A 25,332-nucleotide genomic window follows, 5' to 3' on the forward strand; every position below is an offset into this window, starting at 1 on the left:
TCTTTTTCGTCTATTAACGAAAAGTAGAAACTAATTTTTAAAACAGATTGTTACTTAAAAAACATTTCTTATGAATATAAAATCCATTTTTCTTATGAGTTTATTTGCTACCTCATTGCAAAGCCAATCTGTAGTGTCTTCTGAAATCAAAGAAGTAAACGTTTATTTGCAAGGTGCTCAAGTGCGCAGGCAAATTGAATTAAAATTAAATCAAGGCTTGCAGGAAATCAGCATCAAAGGGCTCGCACAATTTATAGATCCGAATAGCATACGGGTTATTGGAAGTCCGGATTTTATTATACAAGGAGTACGCCATGAATTAAACTTTATTCAGACTGCCGAAGAGAAGACGCTGGAATTAAAGAAGAAAAGAGAAGGTTTGTTGGATGATGCTGCAAAGTTGAATCAACAATTGTCAATTCTTAAATTTGAAAAAACAAGTTTAGAAAAGAATCAGGTACAAATCATGGGTGTGCCAAATTCAAATCAGAAATTAGAAGATTTGAAAACGCTTATTGATTTTCAAAAATTAAGGTTGCAAGATCTGCTTCCTAAAATATATGAATTGGATAAAAAACATACAATAGTTCAAATTGAAATCGAAAAAGTAAATCGTCAAATTCAAGATTTCGACCAGAATCAAACGCCACCATCTAGTGAAATTGTTTTAAGTATTTTATCCAAAACTGCTGGAGTCCAAAAATTTTCAATATTATATTATGTTTCCAATGCGAGTTGGTCTATGAATTATGATATTCTGGTTAAAGACATTACTTCGCCGCTCGAATTAATTTATAAAGCTACTATTTTTCAAGCCACTGGAGAAGATTGGAAAAATGTAAAACTTAGTCTTTCTACGGCCAATCCTTTTGAAGGAGGCGTTCGACCAGAGTTGAACCCCTGGTATCTAAAAAATCAGCCCCCAATTGTATATACTAAGAATCAACGAGGCGCTCCGAGGGCGCAGAATCAAGCTATGGAAACTATGGCAGATGGAGCTGCTTCTGTAATGGATGTAATTACAGAATCTGAACAAATAACGAGCCGGGTATATAGTATTGATTTACCGTATACCGTTTTATCAAATAATAAACCATTTTTAGTTGAAATTAAAAAAGCATCTGTACCAGCAAAATACACATACTTTGCGGTTCCAAAATTGGATCGCGATGCATTTTTGACTGCAGAGGTTCAAGACTGGGAAGATTTGAACCTAATGGATGGCGAAGCTAATTTATTTTTTGAGGGGAACTATCAAGGAAAGTCATATATAAATACCCAATCCATTAATGATTTTTTGCGCCTTTCATTAGGTCGCGATAAAAATATTACCATCGAACGAAATAAAATCAAAGACTTCTCAAAGAATAAATTTTTATCTGATAAAAAAATTGTCAGTAAAGCATGGGAGATTGTAGTTAAAAATAAAAAGAATAGCCCGATTGATTTGATCGTAGAAGATCAATTACCAATATCTACTCAAAAAGAAATTCTAGTTGAGAAAGAAGATATCTCGGGAGCAGAATATAACGAAGAAACTGGAAAATTAAGATGGGTTTTAAAAGTTGCCGCCGGAGAACAAAAGAAATTAAAAATTAAATATAATGTAGAAAGTCCAAAAGATTATATATTGAATTTGGAATGATTTAATAGTAATTTCTGATAAAGTATAAAAAGTCCCTTTTCTATTTATTATTTAGAAAAGGGACTTTTATTTTAAGGCGAATCAATAAGATAAAATTAAAATTTTAGAAGCCGTTTAGTTCATAATCATTAAAGGCATCGTTTTTTGAGCAGAACCTTGTTGCAATCGCAGATAATAATTACCTGGAGGATAATTTTCGTTTTCAAGATCGTAGCTGTAATTACCGGTTTTTAATTTTCCTTTAAATATAGTTTTTATAATGGTACCTAAAGGATTAATTAATTGTAAAAATGCATATCCATCTAAAGTGGAAATAGAAATGCTCACCCGGTCTGTCATTGGATTAGAACTGGTTTCCAATTTTAATAAGTCATTTAAATTATCCAGATCTGCTATCGCTGTTGTACAATTTGATTTTTTAACAATTGGTAAAGATTGATAATTGCGCAACATGATATCAGTCAATGCAGGATCTTTCACACAAAACCAATCCTGAAGCACAGATGTGTACACAGATCTGAAATCATACTGCATGGGAAGATTGTCGTTTTCATTTACACTATTCGGTATAAATGGATTTGATCCTACAATACCTGCTTGAACATTTTTACCAAATAAAAATAAAGGAGCAGCAGCACCGTGATCGGTACCTCCAGCACCATTAGCGCCACTCATATTATCTTTTATCCGTCGGCCAAATTCGGAAAAGGTCATTCCTAAGACCCGTTCATCAAGGCTCATGGCTTCAAGATCCCGTTGAAAGGATAAAACCGCTTCACTTAAATATTGTAATAAGGTTGCGTGTACACCGCTCGTTTTATTGCCTACAACGACTTGATCAGAATGCGTATCAAATCCATATAAACTGACGAGATATAATCTTGATTTTAAACCGCCTTTTATGACTCTTGCTATAACTTTCAGGGTATCTGCCAAATAATTTCCAGTTGGATATTGTGCTAGATTCGTTCCTTTAAAATAGGCATTTAAAATGGCATCTGCAAAGGATTTTGATTGTCTCCCGATGGTTCTAATAAAATCAAGCTCTTTACCAAAATTTGTATTTGGAGGTGGATCATCAATTCCATTTGGCCAAGCGCCAAAAATATCTGGATTAGATACATTCATTGCCATTTGAGCATTCGGACCCTGGAACAGAAGTGGTAAATTACCGCCAACTTGAACAGCTAACGGATCCGGATTTTTTGTGTTAGGATATCCTAATGGAAATCCAGGATATTCAGTATTTAAATATCTACCTAACCATCCAGTATCCAACACTTGATTTGCATCACTACCGGAAGTCCAAATATCGGTTGACCTAAAATGTGAATAATCAGGATTTGGGTATCCAACCGATTGTACAATGCTCATTTTATTTTCATTATACAAAGTTTGAAATCCTTTTAATGCAGGATGTAAAGCTATTTTAGACTGACCATTTAAAGGCAATAAGGCATTGCTATCAATTGCAACATTGGGTCTTGCAGCGACATATTTGCTATATTGATCTATAGGAATAAGGGTATTTAACCCATCATTTCCACCACCTAAATAGATAAGAACAAGTGCATGATCGGTATCTACACCAGGATTCAACAAAGCATTTAATAAAGAAGGGTTACTATATGCATTAATGGGTAAGCCATTTAATACTGTAGGAACAACGACTCCTGCAGTAGCGGCTTGAAGAAATTTACGTCTTTTCATTTTGAAAAATTGAAAATTTTAGGAATGAAAATAGTTTTATGAATTAATAGATTTGAAGCAACTGAATTTTTTTTCATATTATGATAAATGATATTCAGCCTGACTCAAAATTTCGCGATATAAAGCACTTAAACGAGTTGTAACTGCATTCCGAAGTGCAGGATCATTTGGATTTGCTGCAAATTGTTCCCAGGCCAGAGTCCAATAACTATCATCTGGATATCCACTAATCAAGTTAGATTTAAAATAGTTATAAGATTTATCGGATAATTCATAATTATATAAAAAGCTTACTGAATCTTTGACTAGTTCAATTGCAGATCTTGGATTTGGCATTTGAGCCGCAAAAATTGTGGGATCAATTTTTAAACTTAAATTTAAAAATTCGATTCCTTTTGGACTGTTTACATTTTCAGCAACCCGATTTCTATTCGCTAACGAATCTGCATTAATCCAGATTTCATGAAATTGAGGTTGTTGATACCATGCTTGCCAACCTGCAACAACAGGTGGTTCTCCAACATTTAATCCTTGATAGGCAGATAAAGAAGCAATGGCTCCCCAGGAAACATATTGATTGATTAAAGTTGCATCATTTACAGGAACAGGAAATGCAATTGAAAACTCCCGGCACATACCAACGGCATAATCCAATGGACTTTTTATAACGCATCCTACAGTAGCAATATCATAAAAATGTTGTGAACTAAATAAACGTTCCAATACTTTTTTAATCTCAAAATTTTGTTGTTTGAGATAATCCGCAAGTGGATGAATCACATTGGTTTCAATGGTGTCATCAATTTCATAATAAACAAAAAACCGGTATAACTTTCTACAAATATGACGCGCCGTTTCAATATTGTCGAATAACATGGCTATCAATTCATCTAATTCTTGTTCTCCGGCAGCAAAGAATTTTCCGACGATTACTTTATTATTATAGAATGCCGAAAACTGTTTGATCGAGGTATCATGTTGTGAAAAATCAAAATAGTAACTTAGGGGCATAACAAATGGATTGATGCGATACCCTGTAAGAATTTTAGCCGCGGCTTTTACATCGCCCTCTGTATATTTTGAATCTGGTCCTTTTCCCACCGTAAATAATTCCTGCAATTCTCTTGCATAGTTTTCATCCGGAGCGGTACTGCTGTTTAGATATCCATTTAAATATCTAAGCATGCCTGGATTTATGGATATTAATTTGGCTAAAGTTTTAAAATTACCTAAGCAGTTTTCATGAATCAATTTATAATATTGATGCATAGCCTGCGCTATTTGAATTGTATCTGCCTCAACTGCAAAGTGATTATGCCAGAAAAAGGTCATTTTTTCTGTAATCGTTGGATTTTGTCGAATCATATTTCCAACCCACCATGCTTTTAAAACATCTGTACGCGCTTGATAATATTCAGCCGGTAAAGCTGCATTTATAGGAGCATTTACAAACGATTTGCCAAAAGCAATATCAGGGTCGGGTAGTTGTGCTGTACTATAGATATTTACGGGATCAGCAGGCGTTGGATCCAATGTAAGCAAATCCTTTAATGCATTACTTAGCCCTTGTCCGACCACTTTGACCACATCTTGTTTTTTGACTCCGAAACAGAGCCGCCTCAATAAATGAAGGGCTTGTTTTTGAGTCCAGGGTCCAGTGTAAGGATCTAATGAAGCTGTTGGAGAAAGCATCTGCTCATTTCTTCTCTGCCTCCAAATACTTAGGAATTCGTTCCGGTCCATAAAATTACTTGAAGTTCAAATTTAAGATAATTAGTTAAGTATGGGTCATTATATTTTTGTTAAAAATTTTAAGTTCTTCCAAACGTGCTTAAAATTATTAAATGGTTAATTTTAAGTTTTAAGATCTTTTAGGAGGTAAATGGTTAAAATTCCAAATTTGATTTTAATTGAGAATCTGAACTTCTTGCCGTAAAATTGCGTTTTAATTTCTTAATAAGTCAAATCAGTATTTGCAATGAACAAATGTCTTGTTGTTTTCGTATTGTTAATCTTTATTTCTTGTAAACAAAAAAATATTACCAAAATGGATTTCGTAGGAAATTATAAACTTCATGTGGAGCTTGATGAAAAAACCTTTGATAAAAAAGGCGTTAAAGACAGTGTTTCTCAGGCTTTTTCGAAAGCTAAAGAGGAATTGTCTAAAGTGAAGGATGAAATGGATTTAAAAATGGATACTTCTAAAATGGATACTTCTACGGCTGAAGGCAAGATGGAATTTATCGCAAAATCTTTTGCAAAAACAATGGCTTCCTTTGGAAAAGATTTAGGAGAACTTGGAATTCTCATGGGAGAAGCAGCCGGAGATGTCGCCGTAAAAGCACTCGATATGACAGAAAATTTATTGCAAAATATTAAAATGGATGTCGAGTTGCAGGAAAATGGTAAAATTGTAACAAGTTCTAGTATTATAAATAATATTCAGTTTGTGGGTTCAAATTGGGATGTTCAGAACAATCTTTTTTTATTTAAAGATGAAAATGGGAAGATTCAAAACGAATATACAATATTGGAAAATAGTACGGATCGATTTATATTAGCCCATGATAAATACCGGTTGATTTTTGACCGTATAAAAGTTCAATAAATTTTATAAAACAAGCCATTTTTGTTTGGCAACATTAAAGAATTCTTTTAACACTTGGTTGACTTCCTAAAGTCCATATGTTTTGTCTTTTTTCAACAGCCTGAATCCATAGAATACCAGGTTCTTTACCTTTCGTAAAAGATCCGTATTTGCTGTCTAGATTTAAAGCCAATGCTCCATGATAGTTTGCCCAACGTAATACGTTTTCAAGATTTAGCTTGGCATTAAATTTTAAAATGGTTTTTATTTCTTCAAGTATCGAAAGTTGCCAATTTGAACTTAAGCTATCTGTTCCAATACAAAGTTTGGTTCCTTCTATATTGAAATTAGAATATTCGGGTAAGGTATTTTCGATAAATAAATTGGCATTTGGACAGGTTACAAAGTAGGCGTTAGGATTCCATTTTAGGACATCTTCAAGATGCCGTTTTTTCATTTGTGTATTATGGATAAATAATGTATTTGGAATTGCATCCATACGATCCATTGCATAGTATATTGATTCCTTACCGGTGGCTTGAAATGTATCTAATGAAAAACCAAACGATTCCCAAAAGTCAATAAAACCTCCAGTTTTATTTAAAAACAGTAAATCTTCATCTATCGTTTCCTGATTATGTATGCTAATCGGGAATTTATTTTGTTGATTGCTTTCAATTAATCTTTGAAATAACCGATTAGAAACACTATAGGGAGCATGCGGCACCATAGTTTTTGGAAGATTTCCAAATGCATCAAAGACTTTTTTATAATCTTCAAAAAATTTATCCGCTAAATGTTCTTGTAAAAAATCAAATGCTTCAATAAAACTATGATATAATATCTGACTTTTTGTTTTAGTATCAATGGTATCTGTCTTATTAGAAATATCACCTACGGCTACAATTCCACCATGGTACATTTCAGCATCTGCTTCGGCAATTTTTTCAAGGACTAATTCTTGATCCACTTCCCGATTTTGGACGACCGATTTCAGAAAAGGAATTAATTTGTGGCCGCTTTCAAATTGGCCTTTCAAATGAGACAATTCTAAATGACAATGTGCATTAATAAAACCCGGCATCAGGGCGCCTGGATAATATTCGCATTCCTGAATATTGAATTCTGATTTTGGTCGAAGATCTAAAATTTTTCCGGAATCTTCAACAAGTAAAACCTGGTCTGAAACAAATCCCTGATCACCAGTATGAATTATATCTGCAATTAATTTTCTCAAGGGTAAATAAATATGAGATTAAGGAATTAATTCTAAATTCAACTCCTGCACAATGATACCATTTTTTATACGGGGTTCAAACCAGGTACTTTTGGGAGGTAAAACCATGTGTTCATCGGCTACTTTAATAAAATCGCTTTTTTTAACAGGATAAAATAGGAAACCCAAATGTTGTGAATTTTCAAGTACAAGTTTTGAAATTATTTTCATATTTTTAATGCCTTCTATATGTTGTATTCTGTCATTAGATCGAATATTTTGGATGCCTAACATATCCCGTAGGATGAGTTCATTAAAGATATCAATATCAAATGCAATTCCGTTTTTTTGTTTAAAATATTGTAATACTTCTTTATGCCAGGAAATAACATATTGAAGATCTTTTGTAATTAAAATGAGTTCATTTTTTTTATTGCTTAATCTTGATTTTTTTAATTCCGTTACCAGAGCATATTTACGTAGCATCAGTATGAAATCATTCAGGCTCATTAAATCTAACGCTTTAATAAGTCGATTATATGGCATGATGCTCAATTCATTAAAATCGAATAGCGCACACATGATATAATTCAAACTTCTTTTACTGAGTTCTGGATTTTGTAAAATAAATTTGCAAACAGCAGCCATGCGATGATGGCCATCTGCGATGTAAGCTTTTTTTATTTTAGATTTAAATTCTTTTTGAATTAAAGCAATCCATTTTTTATCTGTAATTTCATAAAACTCATGTATTTGCTGATCTTTTTCAAAGAATATTTTGAAAGTAGCTTTTTGATCATCAAAGGATTTTGTAAGGAGATCTTTAATTTTTTTTTGTTCGTTGTAAGCGATTAAAACGGGTTTTATAATAGCACTCCGGTTTTTCATCAGATTGCTGATGTTTTCTTCTTGTAAGGTGAGCGTGTTTTCATGTTTTTTGATATGACCTTTTAAATAGTCATGGATATCTACAGCTGCTAGAATTCCTTGGTATGTTCTTGTAGCAGATTTAATGCGGTATACAAAAATCGCTTTTTGATCAGATTTAACGTAGATTTCTTCTTTTCTTAAATCCGGAAAGGTATTTTTAACCTGGTCAAAAAAATCTAATGTTTTAGATATTTTTTTGTAATCAGGATGCAGGTATTGAAAAGGTTTAATATTCACTGGAAGGTATTAGATAGCGAAATTAATGCGATTTTTTATATTGCTTAAAGCATTTTCATTAAAGTATTATAAAACCAATGTGAATCGGTTTTTAGTAAGAGCTCAAGTGCATTATCAGCTTTGTGTGCAAAGTCATTTATTTCGGAAACCATTTTTTTAAATTCTTTACTTTTCTCACATTTTTCAGTGCATGCCAAAAGATCATCCAGATCTGCTAAGATAGGATCTAGTTCCTTTTTCTTTCTATGGGAAAGAATTTGTTTAAATACAATGTGTAAATTTTTTTCAGCAAGATAATATTCGCAACGTTCTCCATCCCGACTGTATTTGGAAATTAGGCCCCAATCCAGCAGTGCTCTAAGATTCATATTTACATTCCCTTGTGAAATCTGAAGTTCATTTAAAACTTGTTCAGCAGTCATTGGTTGAGAAGCTACCAACAGTAATGCGTGGATTTGTGCCATGGTCTTATTGATACCCCATTGTGGACCAAGACGGCCCCAGGTTTCAATAAATCTATCTTTACAATCTTTATACTCCAAGTGATTCTTATTAAACTAATAATCATTGAAGAGGTAAAAAGTTTAGTTCTTGACAATAATTATCAAGGCTTATGGTAAAAAGGCAACTTATGAACTTTTGCTTGTATCGTTTTAGTGCCTACTTGAATTTTCAATTCTGTTCCTGTTTTTGAGAAATTAGTAGGTACATATGCCATTCCAATAGGAATATTAAGGGACGGAGATTGAGTACCAGAAGTAACTTCTCCAATTTCATTTCCATTCGTATCTAAAACTTTGTATCCATGTCTTGGAACTCTGCGGTCTTCAACAATAATTGGAACTAATTTTTTTGTAATTCCTTTTTCTTTTTGTTTAAGCATCCAGCTTTTACCTACAAAATCATCTTTATCTAATTTTGTTATCCAGGCTAATCCAGCTTCTAATGGTGAAGTTGTATCATTAATATCATTTCCATATAAACAAAAGCCCATTTCTAATCGCAAGGTATCTCTTGCACCTAAACCTGTTGGTAGTATGTTTGAATCTTTTCCGGCATTCATTATTTCATTCCATAAATGAATAATATCTTTATTATTTGCATATAATTCAAATCCGCCAGAACCTGTGTAACCAGTTGCAGATATTAATACATTATCTACTCCTGCCAAACGGCCTCTTTCAAAATGATAATATTCAATTGCAGCCAAATTTATAGCTGTAAGTTTTTGTAAAATATTTAATGCTTTGGGTCCTTGTACTGCTAATAAACCTGTTTCATCCGAAATGTTTATCATGATAGCATCAAAGGTGTTATGATTTGAAATCCAATCCCAATCTTTTTGAATATTCGAAGCATTTACAACCAATAAATAGGAAGGAAGTTCTTCAGAACCCATTATAATGGGTAATCGATATACTAAAAGATCATCGACAATGCCACCATCGTTATTTGGCATGCAAGAATATTGAGCTTGACCGATTTTTAATTTTGAAACATCATTAGAGGTAATTTTTTGAACGAGATCCAAAGCCTGCGGTCCACGGATAATAAATTCACCCATATGGCTAACATCAAAAATACCTGCATGATTTCTAACGGCATCATGTTCTTCCTTAATGCCTGAATATGTGATTGGCATATTGTAACCTGCAAATTCTGCCATTTTGGCTCCCAAACCAATATGAATTTCTGTAAGTGGTGTATTTTTCATCTAAATTTAAATTTATGAAGTTTTATTTTATTTGAATCCATTTTATTTGATCACTTTGATGAATACTCATTAATACATCATTTCCAGCCGTCATTTTACCAAATATAGTATAACGACCATCGAGATGTGGAGCAGGAGAATGGGTTATAAAAAATTGCACACCTTCTGTATCTGCACCAGCACTTGCCATCCCAATCATTCCGGATTCCTGATAATTCAACAAGCTTATTTCCGTACGGATGGTATAATCTAAGGAACCATATCCATCTCCTCTTGGACAACCTACTTGCACAACAAAATTTGGTACTACTCTATGAAATATTTTTTCATTATAAAAACTATCCTTACATAATTGTATAAAATTAATGACGGAAGCAGGAGCAATTTTAGGATATAAATCAATATTTAAATCGCCTTTATTTGTAGAAATAATGGCATGTATTGTATCTCTGTAAGGCTCTAAAAGGTTCCATTGAATTGGGTGATTATATTCCACTATTTTAGGTGTATACAGGGTCTTGTGTATGGAAGCTATGCACTTCCCTAAATCATTATAAGTTTCAATATCCCGGGGCAAACTCAATTTTGATTGAGCTATTTGCAACATGGAATCTGCTTTAAAATATTTTGATGAAAGCGGATGTGATTTGCTAAACAAAGAAGCCATGATGGATAAAATTCCCGGATCTGCAATTTCACATTGTCTGGTAAAATAATTGCTTAGCAATTGATAAATTCCATTTTTACTGCCTTTAAAGACCAGTGTGAAATCTGGTTTTTTCATTATTTTTTCAATGCATTCCGCAAGGGTGGTGCGCAGATATGCATGTTGTTTGCTTGATTCCAGAGAAATAAGAAAAGGTAGTTCTTTACTATTGGTAGCGAGTGCTTTTAAATAAGCTGCTTTTTCATACGGATTTTTAGCCTGATTAATTTGTGCTTTAAGGTTCCATTCAATGGATTGTCTGGTTAATACTAAATATCCTGGAATATGGTTGAGCGCAGCTTCATAAACAATACTTTTTACCTGCCAGGGTAAGTTTGTTTGTTCGGTTAATTTTTTTAATTCTTCTGAGATTTCATTATTTCCTTTTTCTAATAAAAATTGGGCAGCATAAATAGAAACATGAAGCGATGGATTCTGAATTGCTTTTAGAGCAAAATATAATGCTTGTAAACCTTGTTGATTTTGTAAACCACGTAAAATATTGGATTGAATTCTAATATCTAAACCTCGAGAATATAACTCTTCTAATGCAGCCACCACACCTGGACTTGAAATCCTGGCAAAAGCGGTAATTAGGCACATTCTAATATCGGGATTCTTTTCTTCATTACAAGCTTTTTTTAACAGCTCTGAGTGTTCGTTGAGATTAAAATATTTAAAGCGCTGCAAACATTGTGCTGCAATCAATCTGGCAGTTGTAGGAAAGCGATCATTGGTTGCAACTTGTAAAATTTTTTCTTCTGAATTTTTACAAAATTGATCCCGTAAGCCAAACCGATAAAATGCTAACATTTGCCCATATAAGAGTAAGGTATCATCCGGAGTATAAGAACTAATATTGCAAATTAATGACAAGGTAGAATCTGAGCCACATTTTCCTAATGCTTCTAAAATCATGCTATTGGTAGCATTAAAAGGTCCGATGGAATCAACAGCTAGAAAGGATTTTATTAATGCTGATTCTGCATTTACATGTGCTATTTGACCAAGGGAATATACAGCAGCTTGTTTTACACCTTCTACCGGATCATTCAATAACTGGCTTAATTCTGGAATCACGGTAGAATCTCTAAAGGAAGCAAAACTTAAGGCCGCGAGATATCGAAGGCTAGCTTTCTCATGTTTAAGAAAAAGAAGTAAGGTATCTTTTTGATGTTTATCTTTTGAATCTAAAAGCTGTCTGACTTCAGGGTCATTGAAAGAATATTCTAATTTAGTAATAGCTTCATCATTCGGTGGAAAACAAGAATTATAGAGAAGACAAATCAGGATTCCAAATATTATATAACAAGCACTTTGTTTCACCATGTTGATGCGTTCATTGGTTTTATTCTTCGGATTTGAAATTACGAATATAAACAATTAAAGCCATAGCACAGGAAGCCATTTCCAATCCTACGCGAATCATTCCATTGAGATCCCCTTGATCTGCATTTCTTAAGAAGGGTCTTAGCATAGCAAACATTACGATCAAGGTTAAACCAAATACAATATACGCTAATACTTTATTTTCATGTTTTGTATAAAATGCAAAGACCAATAACAAAAGTCCAAATCCCATTGGAACAAAAGCAGTATGTGCAGAAAAATTATTAGCTGCATATCCCCAAAATCCGATTGCTAATAATATGATTGCATTGATAATAGTTGCTTGTTTTGATTTCATGAAATCCGATTATTTTGTTTGTTTAAATATAAAAAGATTTACTGATTTTGATCTTTTTTAGGAGGTTCTTCTTCGAAAATTTCATCATCCGTGGATTGATTATTTTTTGGTAATAGAGAATGATCTGCATTATGTGTACTCATCATTTGACGAAACGTTTCACAATCTAATTCAATTCCGATGTCACCGGAAGGTCTAATAAATTCAACGGCTGGATTAAAACCAGATTCTTGATCCAATTCTAATTTAGTAATAAATTTTGTAAAAAAAGGTTTAGCCATTGCAGATCCTTGGCCTAATTCTAATGATAAAAATCGAATCCATGGATCTTCCCCACCTACCCAGGTGCCAACAACCAAATTAGGAGTAATTCCCATATACCAACCATCTACATAATCATTTGTTGTTCCGGTTTTGCCACCATTGGGCACTTTTACACCCCAGGTTCCTCCAGATTTGCGGAGTAAATCTACCATCACATAATTATAATTTGGAGATAATGCAACATTGTTAGTGGGCGTACTGCGATAGATTACTTTTCCATTTTTATCTTCAATCCGATTTATAAATACAGGTTTTGTATAAATTCCATTATTCGCAAAGGTTGTATAAGCGCCGGTCATTTCCAAAACAGAAAGATCTGAAGAACCCAAAACAATTGACGGATATTTTGGTATTAAATAGCCACCATCTCTTCTTCTGAGAGAAGAATCAATTCCCATATTATTTAATAATCCACGGATGGGTTCGACACTTCCTAAAAGAATCACAAGTTTAACGGAAATTGAATTTTTGGATAAAGCTAAGGCACGATATAAATTCATATTTTCTCCGGAAAAGGTTTCAGCAGCATTTCCAGGTGACCAAGCCTCGGGAAGGTGAAAATTTGGATCATCGGCAGGAATTGTATATTGAACATCTTGAAACTCACTACATGGAGAAATTCCTTGTAATGCAATGGCAGTTGCGTATACAAAAGGTTTAAACGTGGAGCCTACTTGTCTCCTGGAATTAACATGATCATATTTAAAATATTTAAAATTAGTGCCCCCTACCCATGCTTTAACTTCTCCTGTATGCGGATCCATTGCAATAGAACCGATTTGCATATGTTTCCGGTGAAATTTAATGGAATCCAAGGGGCTCATTAAAGTATCTTTTTCACCCATAGTTATATAATCATACACTTTCATTTTAACAGGGGTCGTCATGGATTTCCGCACATTCGTTTCAAATGCAAGCCATTCTTTTTTAATAGCTGGCCACTGTTTGCTTTTTAAAATTTTGTGCGAATATTCATATTGTGATTGATTAATTATTTTTTTCTTTAATTCTTTTTCTAAAAAGCCAGTTTCTTTTTCTTCATTTATCAATCGCTGAATGGTCCGATCATTCATATCTACATTACCAATTTCAGATTCCATTTTGGCAATAATGTTTCCAAAATGTTGATTCCAAATTAAATTGAAACGCTCCGTCTCACGGATCATAAGATTCAATGCATCCTTTCGGATTTTTAACATATTTTCATCTGAATCATACGTCCAAGGATCTTGTTTAGTCCAAACATTAAAATATGATTTTTGAACTTTAAGCATATGTTCCCGAGCGGCGTCTTCAGCATATTTTTGATAGACAGGATCAATGGTTGTATAAATTTTTAAACCATCTTCATAGAAATTATATTTTGTACCATCTGCTTTACGGTAGCGTTCATCGTCTAATAAATTTTTTAAATATTTTGAAAGTTCAGCCCGAAAATATAATGCCATACCTTCTAAATGGGATTCCCTTTTAAATTGAGTTATATCAATCGTTTTAGCTGAATACGCTTTTAATTGTTGAGCATTTATAAAATTTTTATCAAACATCAAAGCAAGGACAGTATTTCTTCTGTCAAGTGCAATTTTTGGAAATCGTTTTGGATTAAATCGGGTTGGATTTTTTAGCATTCCAATAATCATTGCAGCTTCATTTAAGTTCAATTCTTTATGATTTTTTCCAAAATAAGTTTGGGCTGCAGTTTGAACACCATTTGCACCATATAAAAAGTCAAACTTGTTAAGATACATTGCAAGGATTTCCTCTTTCGTATAGCTTTTCTCAAGTTTAATTGCGGTTAGCCATTCCTTCATTTTTACCCGGATAATCAGGAATGTTCTTATAATTTTATTGCGATCTTCCAAATTGGGTCTTTCGAAAAGTAATTTCGCTAATTGTTGTGTAATGGTACTTCCTCCTCCGGATTCTTCATTACTTAATAAGATGGTTTTAAATGCTACCCTCATTAAAGCAAAAAAGTCAATCCCAGAATGCTTATAATATCTTGAATCTTCAGTTGAAAGTAAAGCATGTACTAAATGTTGATTTAGACTATCATATGGAATGAATTCCCGGTTTTCTGTATAATATTTACCAAGTATACTGAGGTCGTTTGCATACACGATAGATGCTTGATTGTAGCTTGGATTTTCAAGGTCTTTGAAACTTGGCAAATTATCAAATGAAACGAATATCAAACACAGATACAAAAATCCGATTCCAGCAAACAAGATCTTCCAGATCATTAATACGGCACTACTAAACCAGCTTTTATCGGCCGTTGTCTTGCCAGAATAGATATCGGTAAATTTAAAGTCTTTCCGAAGTTGATTTAGAAAGCGTTTTATGGAATCCCAGCTATTCATAATTAATATACCACAAAAATCTAATTTAAATTATAATAATCCAAAGATTTTAGAACAAGAGTTTCGGGAACAAGTTGGTCTAATTTTACCAATCCAGGTGCTTCTAGAAGACTAAAACGGGTAATCTGATTTAATTTTTTCTTATCCGCTTGCAAATTTTTAAAAATTTCAGGATACCAGGATTCTGAAAAATTTATGCCTCCTGTAAAAGGGAGAAGAAAAGTTTTCAATTGTTCCAGAATATAAGGTTTCCAGTTAAACATCGCTGCTGATATGTAACTTTCACAGATAATACCTATTGCGATTGCTTCGCCATGTAATATATCGTGTTCAATGGATAAGTAATAACTTTCAATGGCATGTCCAATGGTATGTCCAAAGTTCAAACTTTTCCGAATGCCATGCTCGTAAAAATCCTGTTCAACGATATGTGTTTTTGTTCGGATAGATTTTTTTAAATAATCTTGTAAATTGGATACATCTAAAGGCCATCCTAATTCTTTAATATCCTGCCAATAAGGAGGAGATTGAATTAAACTGTGTTTTATAATTTCAACAAAGCCATTTCGCAGGTGCCTTTCTGGCAATGTTTTTAGAAAAATTTGATCAATTACAACGGCTTTAGGTGGTATGAAACTGCCAATTTGATTTTTGAAATGATTCAGATTAATTGCTGTTTTGCCACCGATTGCTGCATCGGCCATGGCCATTAAACTAGTTGGTACGTATACACAATCTACACCTCTCAAAATAACGGAGGCAGCAAATCCTCCAACATCACAAATGATTCCACCACCAAGACAAATAATAAGTGCTTTGCGATCAATTTGTTGGCTCAACCAATGATTCCAAAGAGCTTCACAAGTTGCTAAGGTTTTATTTTTTTCACCAGATTGTATCGTAAATTTTGAATACACTAAAATTTTACTTTTTTCAAGAAAATAAGGGAGACAATGCGTTTCTGTATTTTCATCTAAAATTATATTGATAGAAGAATACGACTCATTGTTTATGATATCATTTAATTTTTCCCATGGAGCTAATGAAAGAATTAAAGAAGATTGTTTTTGAATAGTACTCAATGGATTTGTATTTTAAATAGTTACTCTGAAATTGTTGGAAGTACTTCTAAAAGCCTTTGTAAAGCAATGCGGTAACCATCCAATCCATGACCTGAAATTTCAAAAAAAGCAACGGGTTTAATATAAGAATGTTTTCGAAAGGACTCTCTTGAAGAAATGTCACTTATATGAATTTCTACTACGGGAATTTTAATTGCGGAGATAGCATCCCGGATTGCAATGGAAGTATGGGTATATGCTCCTGGATTTAGAAGTATCGCATTTGCTTTATTTCTGTAATCCTGTATCCAATCAATCAGATACCCTTCATGATTACTTTGATGATAGGGTATTCTTACTTGTGGAAACTCCGTTTTGAGCTCATCTAAAAAATCTTCAAAAGATTTTGTACCATAAATAGATGGCTCGCGTTCACCTACTAAGTTTAGATTAGGACCATGAATAATGGGAATTTGCCACATCAGTTAACCATTTCAGACATATACTTCAAACGAATTAAGCGGATTTCTTCAAATGTGATATCATCTTCCTTTAGACTTTGGTAGGCTTCTTCTGCAGAATCTGATTCAGCAGAATTGAAATAGTCAAAAATATCTTCTTTAGAATACTCATCTACATTATCCTTGATATAATAATCAATATTGATACGAGTCCCGGAAGAAACAATCATATTTAATTCATCCATCAATTCTTCCATATTCATTTGCAGGTTTCTAGCAATGTCTTCTAATGGAATTTTTTTATCAATACTCTTAATAATTTCTACCTTATTTTTGGATTTATCTGCGACTTGCCGAATTACAAAATCCTCTGCTCTTTCAATGTCATTTTCTTCGACATATTTTTGAATAAAATCTAAAAATGGCTGACCATATCGTTCCGCTTTTCCTTTACTAACCCCTGAGATTTTACAGAGATCATCAATTGTAATTGGAAAGCGTGTAGCCATTTCTTCCAATGCAGGATCAAAAAATATGACCCAGGGTTTTACTTTATTTTTTCGGGCAACTTCTAATCGTATTTCTTTTAAAGTTTTGAATAAGACTGGATCTAAAGCGGCACCTTGTGAAGGCGCTGAGTCTTCTTCTGTAAAAGAGGAAGTATCCCCATAATCATGGTTGATACTAATATATACTTTTGTTGGTTTATCAATAAATTCTTGACCTTTTTCACTTAATTTTAAAATGCCATAGGTTTCTATATCTTTAATGATATAATCCATTATGATTCCCTGACGGAAAAGTGAAAACCAATATAAATTTCCTTTGTCAATACCTTTTGAAAATAACTCATTTTGATCTAAGTCATAATCTAAAATGTCTTTTGTCTTAACGCCACAAATAAACTCTACGAGTGTTTTGATTGTAAAATTTTGATTTAAAGATTTTATTGCTTTTAATGCCAATAGCATTTCTTCTTTAGCTTCTTGTAAAGGTTTAGGATTGCGACAATTGTCGCACATTTCTTTACAGGATTCTTTGTCAAATTCTTCGCCAAAATAATGTAATACAAATTTTCTACGGCACACCGCACTTTCTACGTAAGCTTCCATTTCGTCCAGGAGTTGAGCGCCCATATCACGTTCAGAAGCTGGTTTGTCACGTAAAAATTTTTCTAGTCTTAGGAGATCTGCATTTGAAAAAAATGCATAGCAATCACCTACCATACCATCTCTACCGGCTCTGCCAGTTTCCTGATAGTAGTTTTCAAGACTTTTGGGTATATCAAAATGAATTACAAATCGCACATCTGGTTTATCAATTCCCATCCCAAATGCAATGGTAGCACAAATCACATCGATTTCTTCCATCAGAAAATCATCTTGAACTTGTGTGCGCGACTTAGCTTCCATACCTGCATGATAGGGAGATGCCTTAATCCCATTAACTTGTAAAATTTGCGCTAGATCTTCCGTAGTTTTTCTAGCTTGAACATATATAATTCCGGATTCTCCGGGGTGTGATTTAATAATTTGAACAATTTGTTTTGCAGTCTGATCTTTTGTAATTTTTGGTCGTACTTCGTAATATAGATTCGGTCTGTTAAATGATGAAACATAGATTTGTGGATCTACCATTTCCAAACTTTTTACAATATCTGTTTGGACTTTTGGTGTAGCGGTGGCAGTTAAAGCAATTGTAGGAATATGGCGATTTAAGGAATTGATCATATCCCGAATTCTTCGATAATCTGGTCTAAAATCATGTCCCCATTCTGAAATACAATGCGCTTCATCCACGGCAATAAAGGATAGATCTACTGAATTTAAAAATTCTATAGTTTCCTCTTTTTGTAATGTTTCCGGAGCCACATATAATAGCTTGGTTTTACTGCGGACGATATCATCTTTCACCTGCTTAATTTCGGATCGATTCAGCGATGAATTTAAAAAATGAGCGATTTCATCTGTTTGACCGTAGCCTCGTATGGAGTCTACCTGGTTTTTCATTAATGCAATCAATGGTGAGATAATGATCGCAGTACCCGGGAGCATTAATGCCGGAAGTTGATAACATAAAGATTTACCGCCTCCTGTTGGCATTATGACAAAGGTATCTTTGCCATGCAATAAACTACTTATAATATGTTCCTGATTGTCTTTAAATGCTTCAAAGCCAAAGTGATTTTTTAATGCTTCGTAAATTATTTCTTTTGTGAACATCGGTTACAATTTGTTGCTTATTTGTTTTTTATACATATAAGCGATTGGGTTAAGGGAACTAAAAATACGTCGAAATCCCGGATTGGTTTAGTTATTGTGATTTATTTTGCAAATATTTTACAAAAAATTCGCCTTAAACATATCAGCTTTGTGATTTTATGATAAATATTCAGAATTCTTTACTCATTAAGATTCAGGAATTAGAATTGATTTCAAAGCGTCTTGAGCCTAAAATAGAGCTTCGAAAAGATTGGACTGATAAAGTGAATCAGTTTGCTTTTGAATTTATTGATTCTTTGAACGAACAATCTGCATTTCAAATGTTTGGTAGTTTGAAAGATTGTCTCAATTTAAATCTTGAAGAAAATTCAACTCAAGAAATTTCAACAGTTTTATCTGATCTAAAAGAAAATTTAATTTCTCAGGGTTTAAATCCAGCATCCGGAGGACATCTGGGTTATATACCAGGTGGCGGGATCTATGGAACGGCTCTGGGTGATTATTTAGCAGCCATTACAAATCAGTATGCGGGTATTTTTTATGGAGGACCAGGTGCAGTAAAAATTGAGAATGAACTGATTCGTTGGATGGCTTCTTTATTCGGGTATCCGGAGAATAGTCATGGGAATCTTTCAAGTGGGGGTTCCATTGCTAATTTAATTGCCATTGTTACTGCACGAGAAGCTAGACAAATAAAATCATCAGAGATTTCTAAACAATGTATATATCTCACAGAACAAGTTCATCATTGTGTGCATAAAGCAATTCGAATTTCTGGTCTTGGAGAAGCTCAAATCCGTTTTATAGGAATGGATTCTAAGTTCAGAATGGATGGAGCTTTATTAAGAAATGCTATTATTAAAGACAAAATGGATGGGTTTACGCCGTTTTTAGTGGTTGGAAGTGCAGGAACCACAGATACTGGTGCAATTGATCCTTTAGATCTTATTGCAGAGATCGCCCAGGAGGAGCATATTTGGTTTCATGTGGATGCAGCTTATGGAGGTTTTTTTACACTTTGTAATTTAAAAAATGAAGAGGGTAGGACTTATAAAGACCTACTAAAAGGTATTGAAAGATCAGATAGCTTGGTTGTAGACCCACATAAGGGACTATTTCTTTCATACGGATTAGGGGCTGTTTTAATTAAGGATACAGCGGCTCAGTATAGAGCGCATTATTATAAGGCGGCTTATATGCAAGATACGCTTTCTAATCAGGAGGAATTAAGTCCCTCAGATTTGTCACCTGAACTTACCAAGCATTTTAGAGGATTAAGACTATGGTTGCCTTTAAAACTGCATGGTTTAGCCCCATTCAGGGCATGTTTGGAAGAGAAAATCTTATTGTGTAGGTACTTTTATGAAGAAATTGGTAAACTTGGATTTGAAAGAGGGCCATTTCCAGAAACTTCAGTATGTATATATAGATACGTACCGGAAAGCTCAAATGCCAATGAATTTAACCAAAAATTGGTGGATTATATAGTGCAAAATGGGCGGGTTTTTGTCTCCTCAACCTCTATAAATGGGGTTTTCTGGATTCGAATCGCTATTTTGAGCTTTAGGACACATCTAACTATTATTCAGGATTACCTGGATTTGTTAAAACAAGCATTAACGAAGCTAAAATACTGATTTTCTATTGGAATTTGGAAATTTTATAAGAAGTTGCTACATTTGCAGCCCTTTTTAAAATAAAAGAATAAAATTAATTATGCGTCATTTTGAAGTAAGCTTTATCGTTGATCCAGTACTGTCGGGCGATGAGGTTAAATCGACAGCTCAAACATACCAGGATATGCTCACCAATGAAGGTGCCCGTATTATCCAGGTTGATGAGATGGGACTTAGGCAATTAGCTTATCCCATTAACAACCGGTCATCCGGATTGTATTTTTGCATTGAATTTGCAACTGAAAACCCAACGTTTATTGGCAAATTTGAACTTGCCTTAAAACGGGACGAGCGTATTTTGCGTTTTCTTACTGTCAAGCTTGATAAATTTGGTGTCAAGTATAATGATGATAAAAGAAATGGAAAAATTGGTAAAAAAGCGAGAAAGGAAAAGCAAAATGAAATCACTGCTGGTTTAATTACAGATTCAATTACAAGATCTGTAAATGCAATTCCAACGCCTCCAGTTGAAATCATAACTGAGGAAGAATAATTTCAAAATTTAAAAAAATTTAAAAAATGGCAACGCAAGACGAAATTAAGTTTCTCAGTAATCCGAATATCGGACAGAAAAAAAGTAAATACTGCCGTTTCAAGAAATTCGGCTTAAAATATATCGATTATAAAGATGAGGCATTTTTAGTTCAATTTGTAAATGAACAAGGAAAATTATTGCCACGTCGATTGACCGGTAATTCATTGAAATATCAAAGAAGAGTTGCAACCGCTGTAAAACGCGCAAGACATTTAGCAATTCTTCCATATGTAACAGATCTTTTAAAATAATCCTAAACTGAAAAAATTATGGAAATCATTTTATTAAAAGATATGGATAAATTAGGCGACAAACATGAAGTCGTAAAAGTACGTCCTGGCTTTGGTCGTAATTTTTTAATTCCAAATGGTATTGCATTGTTGGCTAATGATGGTAACCTTCGCAAACTTGCTGAATTAAAAAGACAAGAAGACGCACGGGAGAATAAAAAAGTGAATGATTATAAAGCAATGGCAGATCAATTAAATGGTGTGGTATTGAAAATTGGAGCTAAAACTGGAGCATCCGACAAAATATTCGGAAGTGTTACCAATGTTCAATTAGCACAAGCTTTAAAAGATCAATGTAATTTAGATGTAGAACGCAAGAAAATTCATATTGAAGAGGAAGTAAAAACAACAGGTGTTTATACTGCTATGATTGACTTCCATAAAGATGTTCATACGAAAGTAACATTTGAAGTAGTATCAGAGTAAGCTAAAAAAATTGCAACCTATAAAATCCCGAATCATATACCTGATTCGGGATTTTTTTTTTATCAAATAAAGCCTACAATCATTAATACTGCAAAACCAATTAAACATATACAAATTAGAGTTTGCAACTGGCTTGAACTTATTTTCTGGATATATTTATTACCTAACCAAGCTCCCGAAAAAGCTGAAATTAAAGCAACACCAATAAGTCCCAAATTTGAATGTGCTAATTCTGAAAAATTCGTTTTTCCATAGATCCAAAGCCGACCTATATCGACCAGGCATGCACATGCAATGCCCGTTGCAATAAATTGATGTTTGTTTAATCCAGCTTTACTTAAAAATGCAGATCGCAAGGCACCTTGATGACCAGAAAGGCCACCAAAAAAGCCACTTAAAATTCCACCCCATAATATTTGATTTTTATTTAATTGGATTGTTTTAAGGCGATTGGTAAATTCCAATAAAACAAATACGATTAAGAGACTCCCTATGATTAATTTTAACATCGTAATTTTCATTGGATAATCTAATAAAGAATAATTTAAGGACCATCCAGAATTATAAAAGTAAGCAAAGACTATTGCACCCAGGATCGAAGTGAATAATGAAATCAAACCAAAAGATTTAAGAATACTAAAATCAATATTGCCATATGTAAGAAATAACTTAAAGAAATTATTTAAAAAATGTACAATGGCGGTCATGATGATAGCGACTTCTACCGATACTAATATGGTAAAAACAGGAAGGAGTATGGTACCTAAACCAAAACCACTATAAAAAGTTAGTAAAGAACCCAAAAAGGAAAAGAGTATTACAATAATATATTCCATATTTCAATTTCTCATTCGCAAATATAATGTGAGTCCAATTGCAAGTATAATTAAACAAATCAAAAGAACTATATGAAGTTCGTCCCGTCTTTCTGAATTCCGGTTTAGATTTAATTGTGTTTTCGCTTTTGTATCCACTTTTAATTCGTACTCAAATCCATCTGGTTTTTTAAGAATATGGAAATTCAAAAGTTCTTGTTCAAAAAAAAAGGTGTATGTTTTATCTGCCACGATCCCAAAATCGATAATCAGTATTTTCTGGTCCAAATAGGCAACAAAATGCCCGCTTTGTTCACCATGATACATCCCAAAAACATGGTCCATTCCTCCTTGATCGTAAAATGTCCAAACTTGTTGTGTCATAATCAAGAACTGCTTTGTTACTCGTAATTGCGAATCCTATCTAAATTATTTAAACATAAGCAAATAGCTTTATAATGCACTACTTTTAATGGATGTAGTGGTAAGTAAAAATACCATATCTTCGTTTTGAAAATAGACATTATGCAAAAAATATTTTTATTGATTGGGTATTTTGCTTTTGTAACTGTAGGTTTTTCTCAAAACTTAATCCCTAATCCTGGTTTTGAACAATGTGACAAATGTGATTCCAGAGGATTTTTTGAGTTGGGTATTGGTTATGGTGCAAATGATCCAATAGACTGGAATGCATCCACCTATGGAACTCCGGATATTTATTCAATAAGTCCCCGTACAGGAAAGAAGCATGGTGGGTTTTTTCTAGGATTTCCAAAATACGAGTACCTGACCAATCACTTTACAAGTCCTTTAAAAGCAGGTGCGACTTACCGATTTAGTTTTTGGGTAAGACCCGGTACACAGAATTTGAATTATATTCTAGATGAAATTGGAGTTTATATTCAGACCGGAACAGCTAAATATCCACAGGCAGACCCATTGAAGCAATTAATACCAACATTTCAATCTCCGAATAACGAATTTATTGATGCCTCAGGGTATCGGCAATATAGTTTTGAATATTTGTCGTGCGGGGGTGAAGACCATTTTATTGTAGGACGATTTCAAGCTTTACAAAAAGGTGATACCATGTTTGTAGGTGCAAAACGACCAGCCAATCCAGCAAGTGAACCCATCTATTATTTTGTAGATGATTTTGAAATGATTGAATTAAACCCACCGGTTGCCATCGACCTTTTACCTGAAAAAATAGCATTATGTCCAGGTGAAATAAAGCAAATCAGTATATCGGCTCCTTATGACAAAGGGGCCATTTTATGGAGTACAGGTGAAACAAATGCTACCATCAATATTCCACAATCTAGTTCCTTAAGTGTAGAAATTAAATTAAATGATTTTTGTAAAACAGTACTCCGGGATACCATCCTAATACAATTAGAAAAGGAAATCAGTATTAAAATTTTAGGAAAAGATAGTATTTGCATAGGTGATACCGTATCCCTCAATGCAATTTGTAATGGAAACTGCTTTGATATTATATGGAATACCAATGAAACAACCAAAGCAATAAATATTACAAAAGATGGTGTTTATACTGTAAAAGCGAAATCGATCTGTAAGGAACTTACAGATAGTAAAGAAGTGTTTAGCTTGCGAAAATTGTTGGAATCATTTATTCAATTTCCAAATTTAATCATTCCAAATGGGGAAGAAGTAAATCGCGAATTCAGGCCAATTATTGATTCCAATCACAAAGACAAAGATCGGATTAAAGCAATGAAAATGGTGATTTATAACCGATGGGGTCAAAAGTTATTTGAGACCTCTAATAAGGATGGAAAATGGATACCTGAAATCAACACACCTATGGAAACCTATATGTATGTGGTAGAATTTGAATATCAGGATTGTGATCAGATCCGTAAACGTTTAATGAAAGGTTCCGTAACTTTAGTTCGATGATGTTAAAAATTCAATTAGATAATAAACATGCCCTCGTATGTGGCGCTAGTAAAGGAATTGGAAAAGCAACTGCATTCGCTTTAGCATCTGCAGGTGCATCTGTAACCCTACTTGCAAGAAATGCAGTCCTTTTAGAAGAACTGATAAGCCAACTTCCTAAAAGTCAAAATCAAAGTCATCGGGCATTGATTGCTGATATGAATGATCCATTGGATTTGAATAAAAAAATTCATGGGCTTGCTTTAAGTAATCCAGTGCAGATATTAGTTAATAACACCGGAGGTCCTCCAGGTGGTCCAATTCTTTCAGCAGATCAAAATCAATTTGAACTGGCTTTTCGGCAACATCTTATTTGCAACCATATCCTTGTAAGTAATTTAGTTCAAGGCATGAAAGATTCATCCTACGGCAGAATTATTAATATCATTTCAACTTCAGTAAAACAACCTCTGGATAATCTTGGAGTGTCGAATACGATCAGAGGTGCAGTTGCAAATTGGGCAAAAACACTTGCTAATGAATTAGCAAGTTTTCAAATAACGGTAAACAATATTTTGCCTGGGGCAACGCAAACAGAGCGATTAGAAGCAATCATAGAAAGAGAATCCGTCCAACTGAAATTAAGTTCGGAAGCTGTTTCTGCTAAAATGATTTCTGCAATTCCTATGAAGCGATTTGCCAAACCAGAGGAAATAGCAAATGCAGTTGCTTTTCTCGCAAGTCCATTAGCTGGATATATTACAGGAATTAATTTACCTGTAGATGGTGGTAGAACCAGATGCTTATAATTTTCAAGTTTTAAAT

General features: G+C 33.6%; 22 protein-coding genes. 8 read left to right on the top strand and 14 right to left on the bottom strand.

Translation table 11 applies throughout. From position 1 onward, the window contains the following. The first annotated feature begins 70 nt into the window (after nt 1–70). On the top strand, nt 71–1,645 hold the full coding sequence (locus tag IPO86_05595; protein MBK9727575.1) for a DUF4139 domain-containing protein: 1,575 nt from the start codon (nt 71–73) through the stop codon (nt 1,643–1,645). A gap of 114 nt (nt 1,646–1,759) precedes the next feature. Here IPO86_05595 and IPO86_05600 read toward each other — a convergent pair whose 3' ends face one another. Continuing rightward, a complete protein-coding gene (locus IPO86_05600; GenBank protein MBK9727576.1) occupies nt 1,760–3,355 on the bottom strand; it encodes a DUF1501 domain-containing protein in 1,596 nt (531 codons plus the stop codon). 78 nt (nt 3,356–3,433) lie between these two features. Further along, nucleotides 3,434–5,098, bottom strand: a complete 1,665-nt coding sequence (locus IPO86_05605) for a DUF1800 domain-containing protein (GenBank protein MBK9727577.1) — start codon at nt 5,096–5,098, stop codon at nt 3,434–3,436. Nucleotides 5,099–5,402: 304 nt separating this feature from the next. Here IPO86_05605 and IPO86_05610 point away from each other — a divergent pair, with 304 nt between their 5' ends. Further along, complete coding sequence (locus tag IPO86_05610; protein ID MBK9727578.1) at nt 5,403–5,963, top strand: hypothetical protein; 561 nt, start codon at nt 5,403–5,405, stop codon at nt 5,961–5,963. Nucleotides 5,964–5,997: 34 nt separating this feature from the next. Here IPO86_05610 and IPO86_05615 read toward each other — a convergent pair whose 3' ends face one another. The 10 genes from IPO86_05615 to IPO86_05660 all read right to left on the bottom strand — a co-directional run bounded on the left by IPO86_05615 (nt 5,998) and on the right by IPO86_05660 (nt 18,863). Continuing rightward, nucleotides 5,998–7,179, bottom strand: a complete 1,182-nt coding sequence (locus IPO86_05615; GenBank protein ID MBK9727579.1) for an amidohydrolase family protein — start codon at nt 7,177–7,179, stop codon at nt 5,998–6,000. A gap of 18 nt (nt 7,180–7,197) precedes the next feature. Then, nucleotides 7,198–8,325, bottom strand: a complete 1,128-nt coding sequence (locus tag IPO86_05620; GenBank protein MBK9727580.1) for a DUF1015 domain-containing protein — start codon at nt 8,323–8,325, stop codon at nt 7,198–7,200. Nucleotides 8,326–8,369: 44 nt separating this feature from the next. After that, nucleotides 8,370–8,867 (bottom strand): ArsR family transcriptional regulator, encoded by a 498-nt coding sequence (locus tag IPO86_05625; protein ID MBK9727581.1) that lies wholly within the window; start codon nt 8,865–8,867, stop codon nt 8,370–8,372. Nucleotides 8,868–8,929: 62 nt separating this feature from the next. Further along, a complete protein-coding gene (gene gcvT, locus IPO86_05630; GenBank protein ID MBK9727582.1) occupies nt 8,930–10,039 on the bottom strand; it encodes a glycine cleavage system aminomethyltransferase GcvT in 1,110 nt (369 codons plus the stop codon). A 22-nt stretch (nt 10,040–10,061) separates the two neighbouring features. Then, nucleotides 10,062–12,074, bottom strand: coding sequence for a peptidylprolyl isomerase (locus tag IPO86_05635; protein ID MBK9727583.1), 2,013 nt, complete (start codon nt 12,072–12,074; stop codon nt 10,062–10,064). 19 nt (nt 12,075–12,093) lie between these two features. After that, nucleotides 12,094–12,432: a hypothetical protein gene (locus IPO86_05640; GenBank protein ID MBK9727584.1), complete on the bottom strand. Its 339-nt coding sequence runs from the start codon at nt 12,430–12,432 to the stop codon at nt 12,094–12,096. 38 nt (nt 12,433–12,470) lie between these two features. Further along, nucleotides 12,471–15,119, bottom strand: coding sequence for a transglycosylase domain-containing protein (locus IPO86_05645; GenBank protein MBK9727585.1), 2,649 nt, complete (start codon nt 15,117–15,119; stop codon nt 12,471–12,473). A 20-nt stretch (nt 15,120–15,139) separates the two neighbouring features. Continuing rightward, nucleotides 15,140–16,201: a 3-dehydroquinate synthase gene (locus tag IPO86_05650; protein ID MBK9727586.1), complete on the bottom strand. Its 1,062-nt coding sequence runs from the start codon at nt 16,199–16,201 to the stop codon at nt 15,140–15,142. A gap of 20 nt (nt 16,202–16,221) precedes the next feature. Next, nucleotides 16,222–16,662: a 3-dehydroquinate dehydratase gene (locus IPO86_05655; GenBank protein ID MBK9727587.1), complete on the bottom strand. Its 441-nt coding sequence runs from the start codon at nt 16,660–16,662 to the stop codon at nt 16,222–16,224. Next, on the bottom strand, nt 16,662–18,863 hold the full coding sequence (locus tag IPO86_05660) for a RecQ family ATP-dependent DNA helicase (GenBank protein ID MBK9727588.1): 2,202 nt from the start codon (nt 18,861–18,863) through the stop codon (nt 16,662–16,664). Before IPO86_05660 ends, IPO86_05655 begins: the two co-directional genes overlap by 1 nt. Before the next feature lie 158 nt (nt 18,864–19,021). Between IPO86_05660 and IPO86_05665 the strand changes: the two genes are divergently transcribed. From IPO86_05665 to IPO86_05680, 4 genes are all read left to right on the top strand, one after another. Continuing rightward, nucleotides 19,022–20,500 carry an amino acid decarboxylase gene (locus IPO86_05665; protein MBK9727589.1) on the top strand — a complete coding sequence of 493 codons (1,479 nt, stop codon included), beginning with the start codon at nt 19,022–19,024 and terminating at the stop codon, nt 20,498–20,500. A gap of 79 nt (nt 20,501–20,579) precedes the next feature. After that, entirely contained in the window at nt 20,580–21,032 is a 453-nt protein-coding gene (rpsF, locus tag IPO86_05670; GenBank protein MBK9727590.1) for a 30S ribosomal protein S6, read from the top strand. Nucleotides 21,033–21,058: 26 nt separating this feature from the next. Beyond that, on the top strand, nt 21,059–21,325 hold the full coding sequence (locus tag IPO86_05675) for a 30S ribosomal protein S18 (protein MBK9727591.1): 267 nt from the start codon (nt 21,059–21,061) through the stop codon (nt 21,323–21,325). 18 nt (nt 21,326–21,343) lie between these two features. Beyond that, nucleotides 21,344–21,790, top strand: coding sequence for a 50S ribosomal protein L9 (locus IPO86_05680; GenBank protein ID MBK9727592.1), 447 nt, complete (start codon nt 21,344–21,346; stop codon nt 21,788–21,790). Between the two features lie 62 nt (nt 21,791–21,852). Here the strand turns inward: IPO86_05680 and IPO86_05685 are convergent, their stop codons facing one another. Together IPO86_05685 and IPO86_05690 are read right to left on the bottom strand one after the other, a co-directional pair. After that, the gene (locus IPO86_05685; GenBank protein MBK9727593.1) at nt 21,853–22,626 is read right to left on the bottom strand and encodes a sulfite exporter TauE/SafE family protein; all 774 of its coding nucleotides are present in this window, start codon (nt 22,624–22,626) and stop codon (nt 21,853–21,855) included. A 3-nt stretch (nt 22,627–22,629) separates the two neighbouring features. Continuing rightward, complete coding sequence (locus tag IPO86_05690; GenBank protein ID MBK9727594.1) at nt 22,630–22,989, bottom strand: hypothetical protein; 360 nt, start codon at nt 22,987–22,989, stop codon at nt 22,630–22,632. Nucleotides 22,990–23,130: 141 nt separating this feature from the next. Here IPO86_05690 and IPO86_05695 point away from each other — a divergent pair, with 141 nt between their 5' ends. Continuing rightward, nucleotides 23,131–24,528: a gliding motility-associated C-terminal domain-containing protein gene (locus IPO86_05695; protein MBK9727595.1), complete on the top strand. Its 1,398-nt coding sequence runs from the start codon at nt 23,131–23,133 to the stop codon at nt 24,526–24,528. Then, complete coding sequence (locus IPO86_05700; GenBank protein MBK9727596.1) at nt 24,528–25,316, top strand: SDR family oxidoreductase; 789 nt, start codon at nt 24,528–24,530, stop codon at nt 25,314–25,316. The genes IPO86_05695 and IPO86_05700 overlap by 1 nt, the downstream gene beginning before the upstream one ends. Nucleotides 25,317–25,332 lie beyond the last annotated feature (16 nt).

Source organism: Saprospiraceae bacterium, assembly GCA_016717265.1.
In the GTDB taxonomy this organism is placed as follows: Bacteria; Bacteroidota; Bacteroidia; order Chitinophagales; family Saprospiraceae; genus Vicinibacter.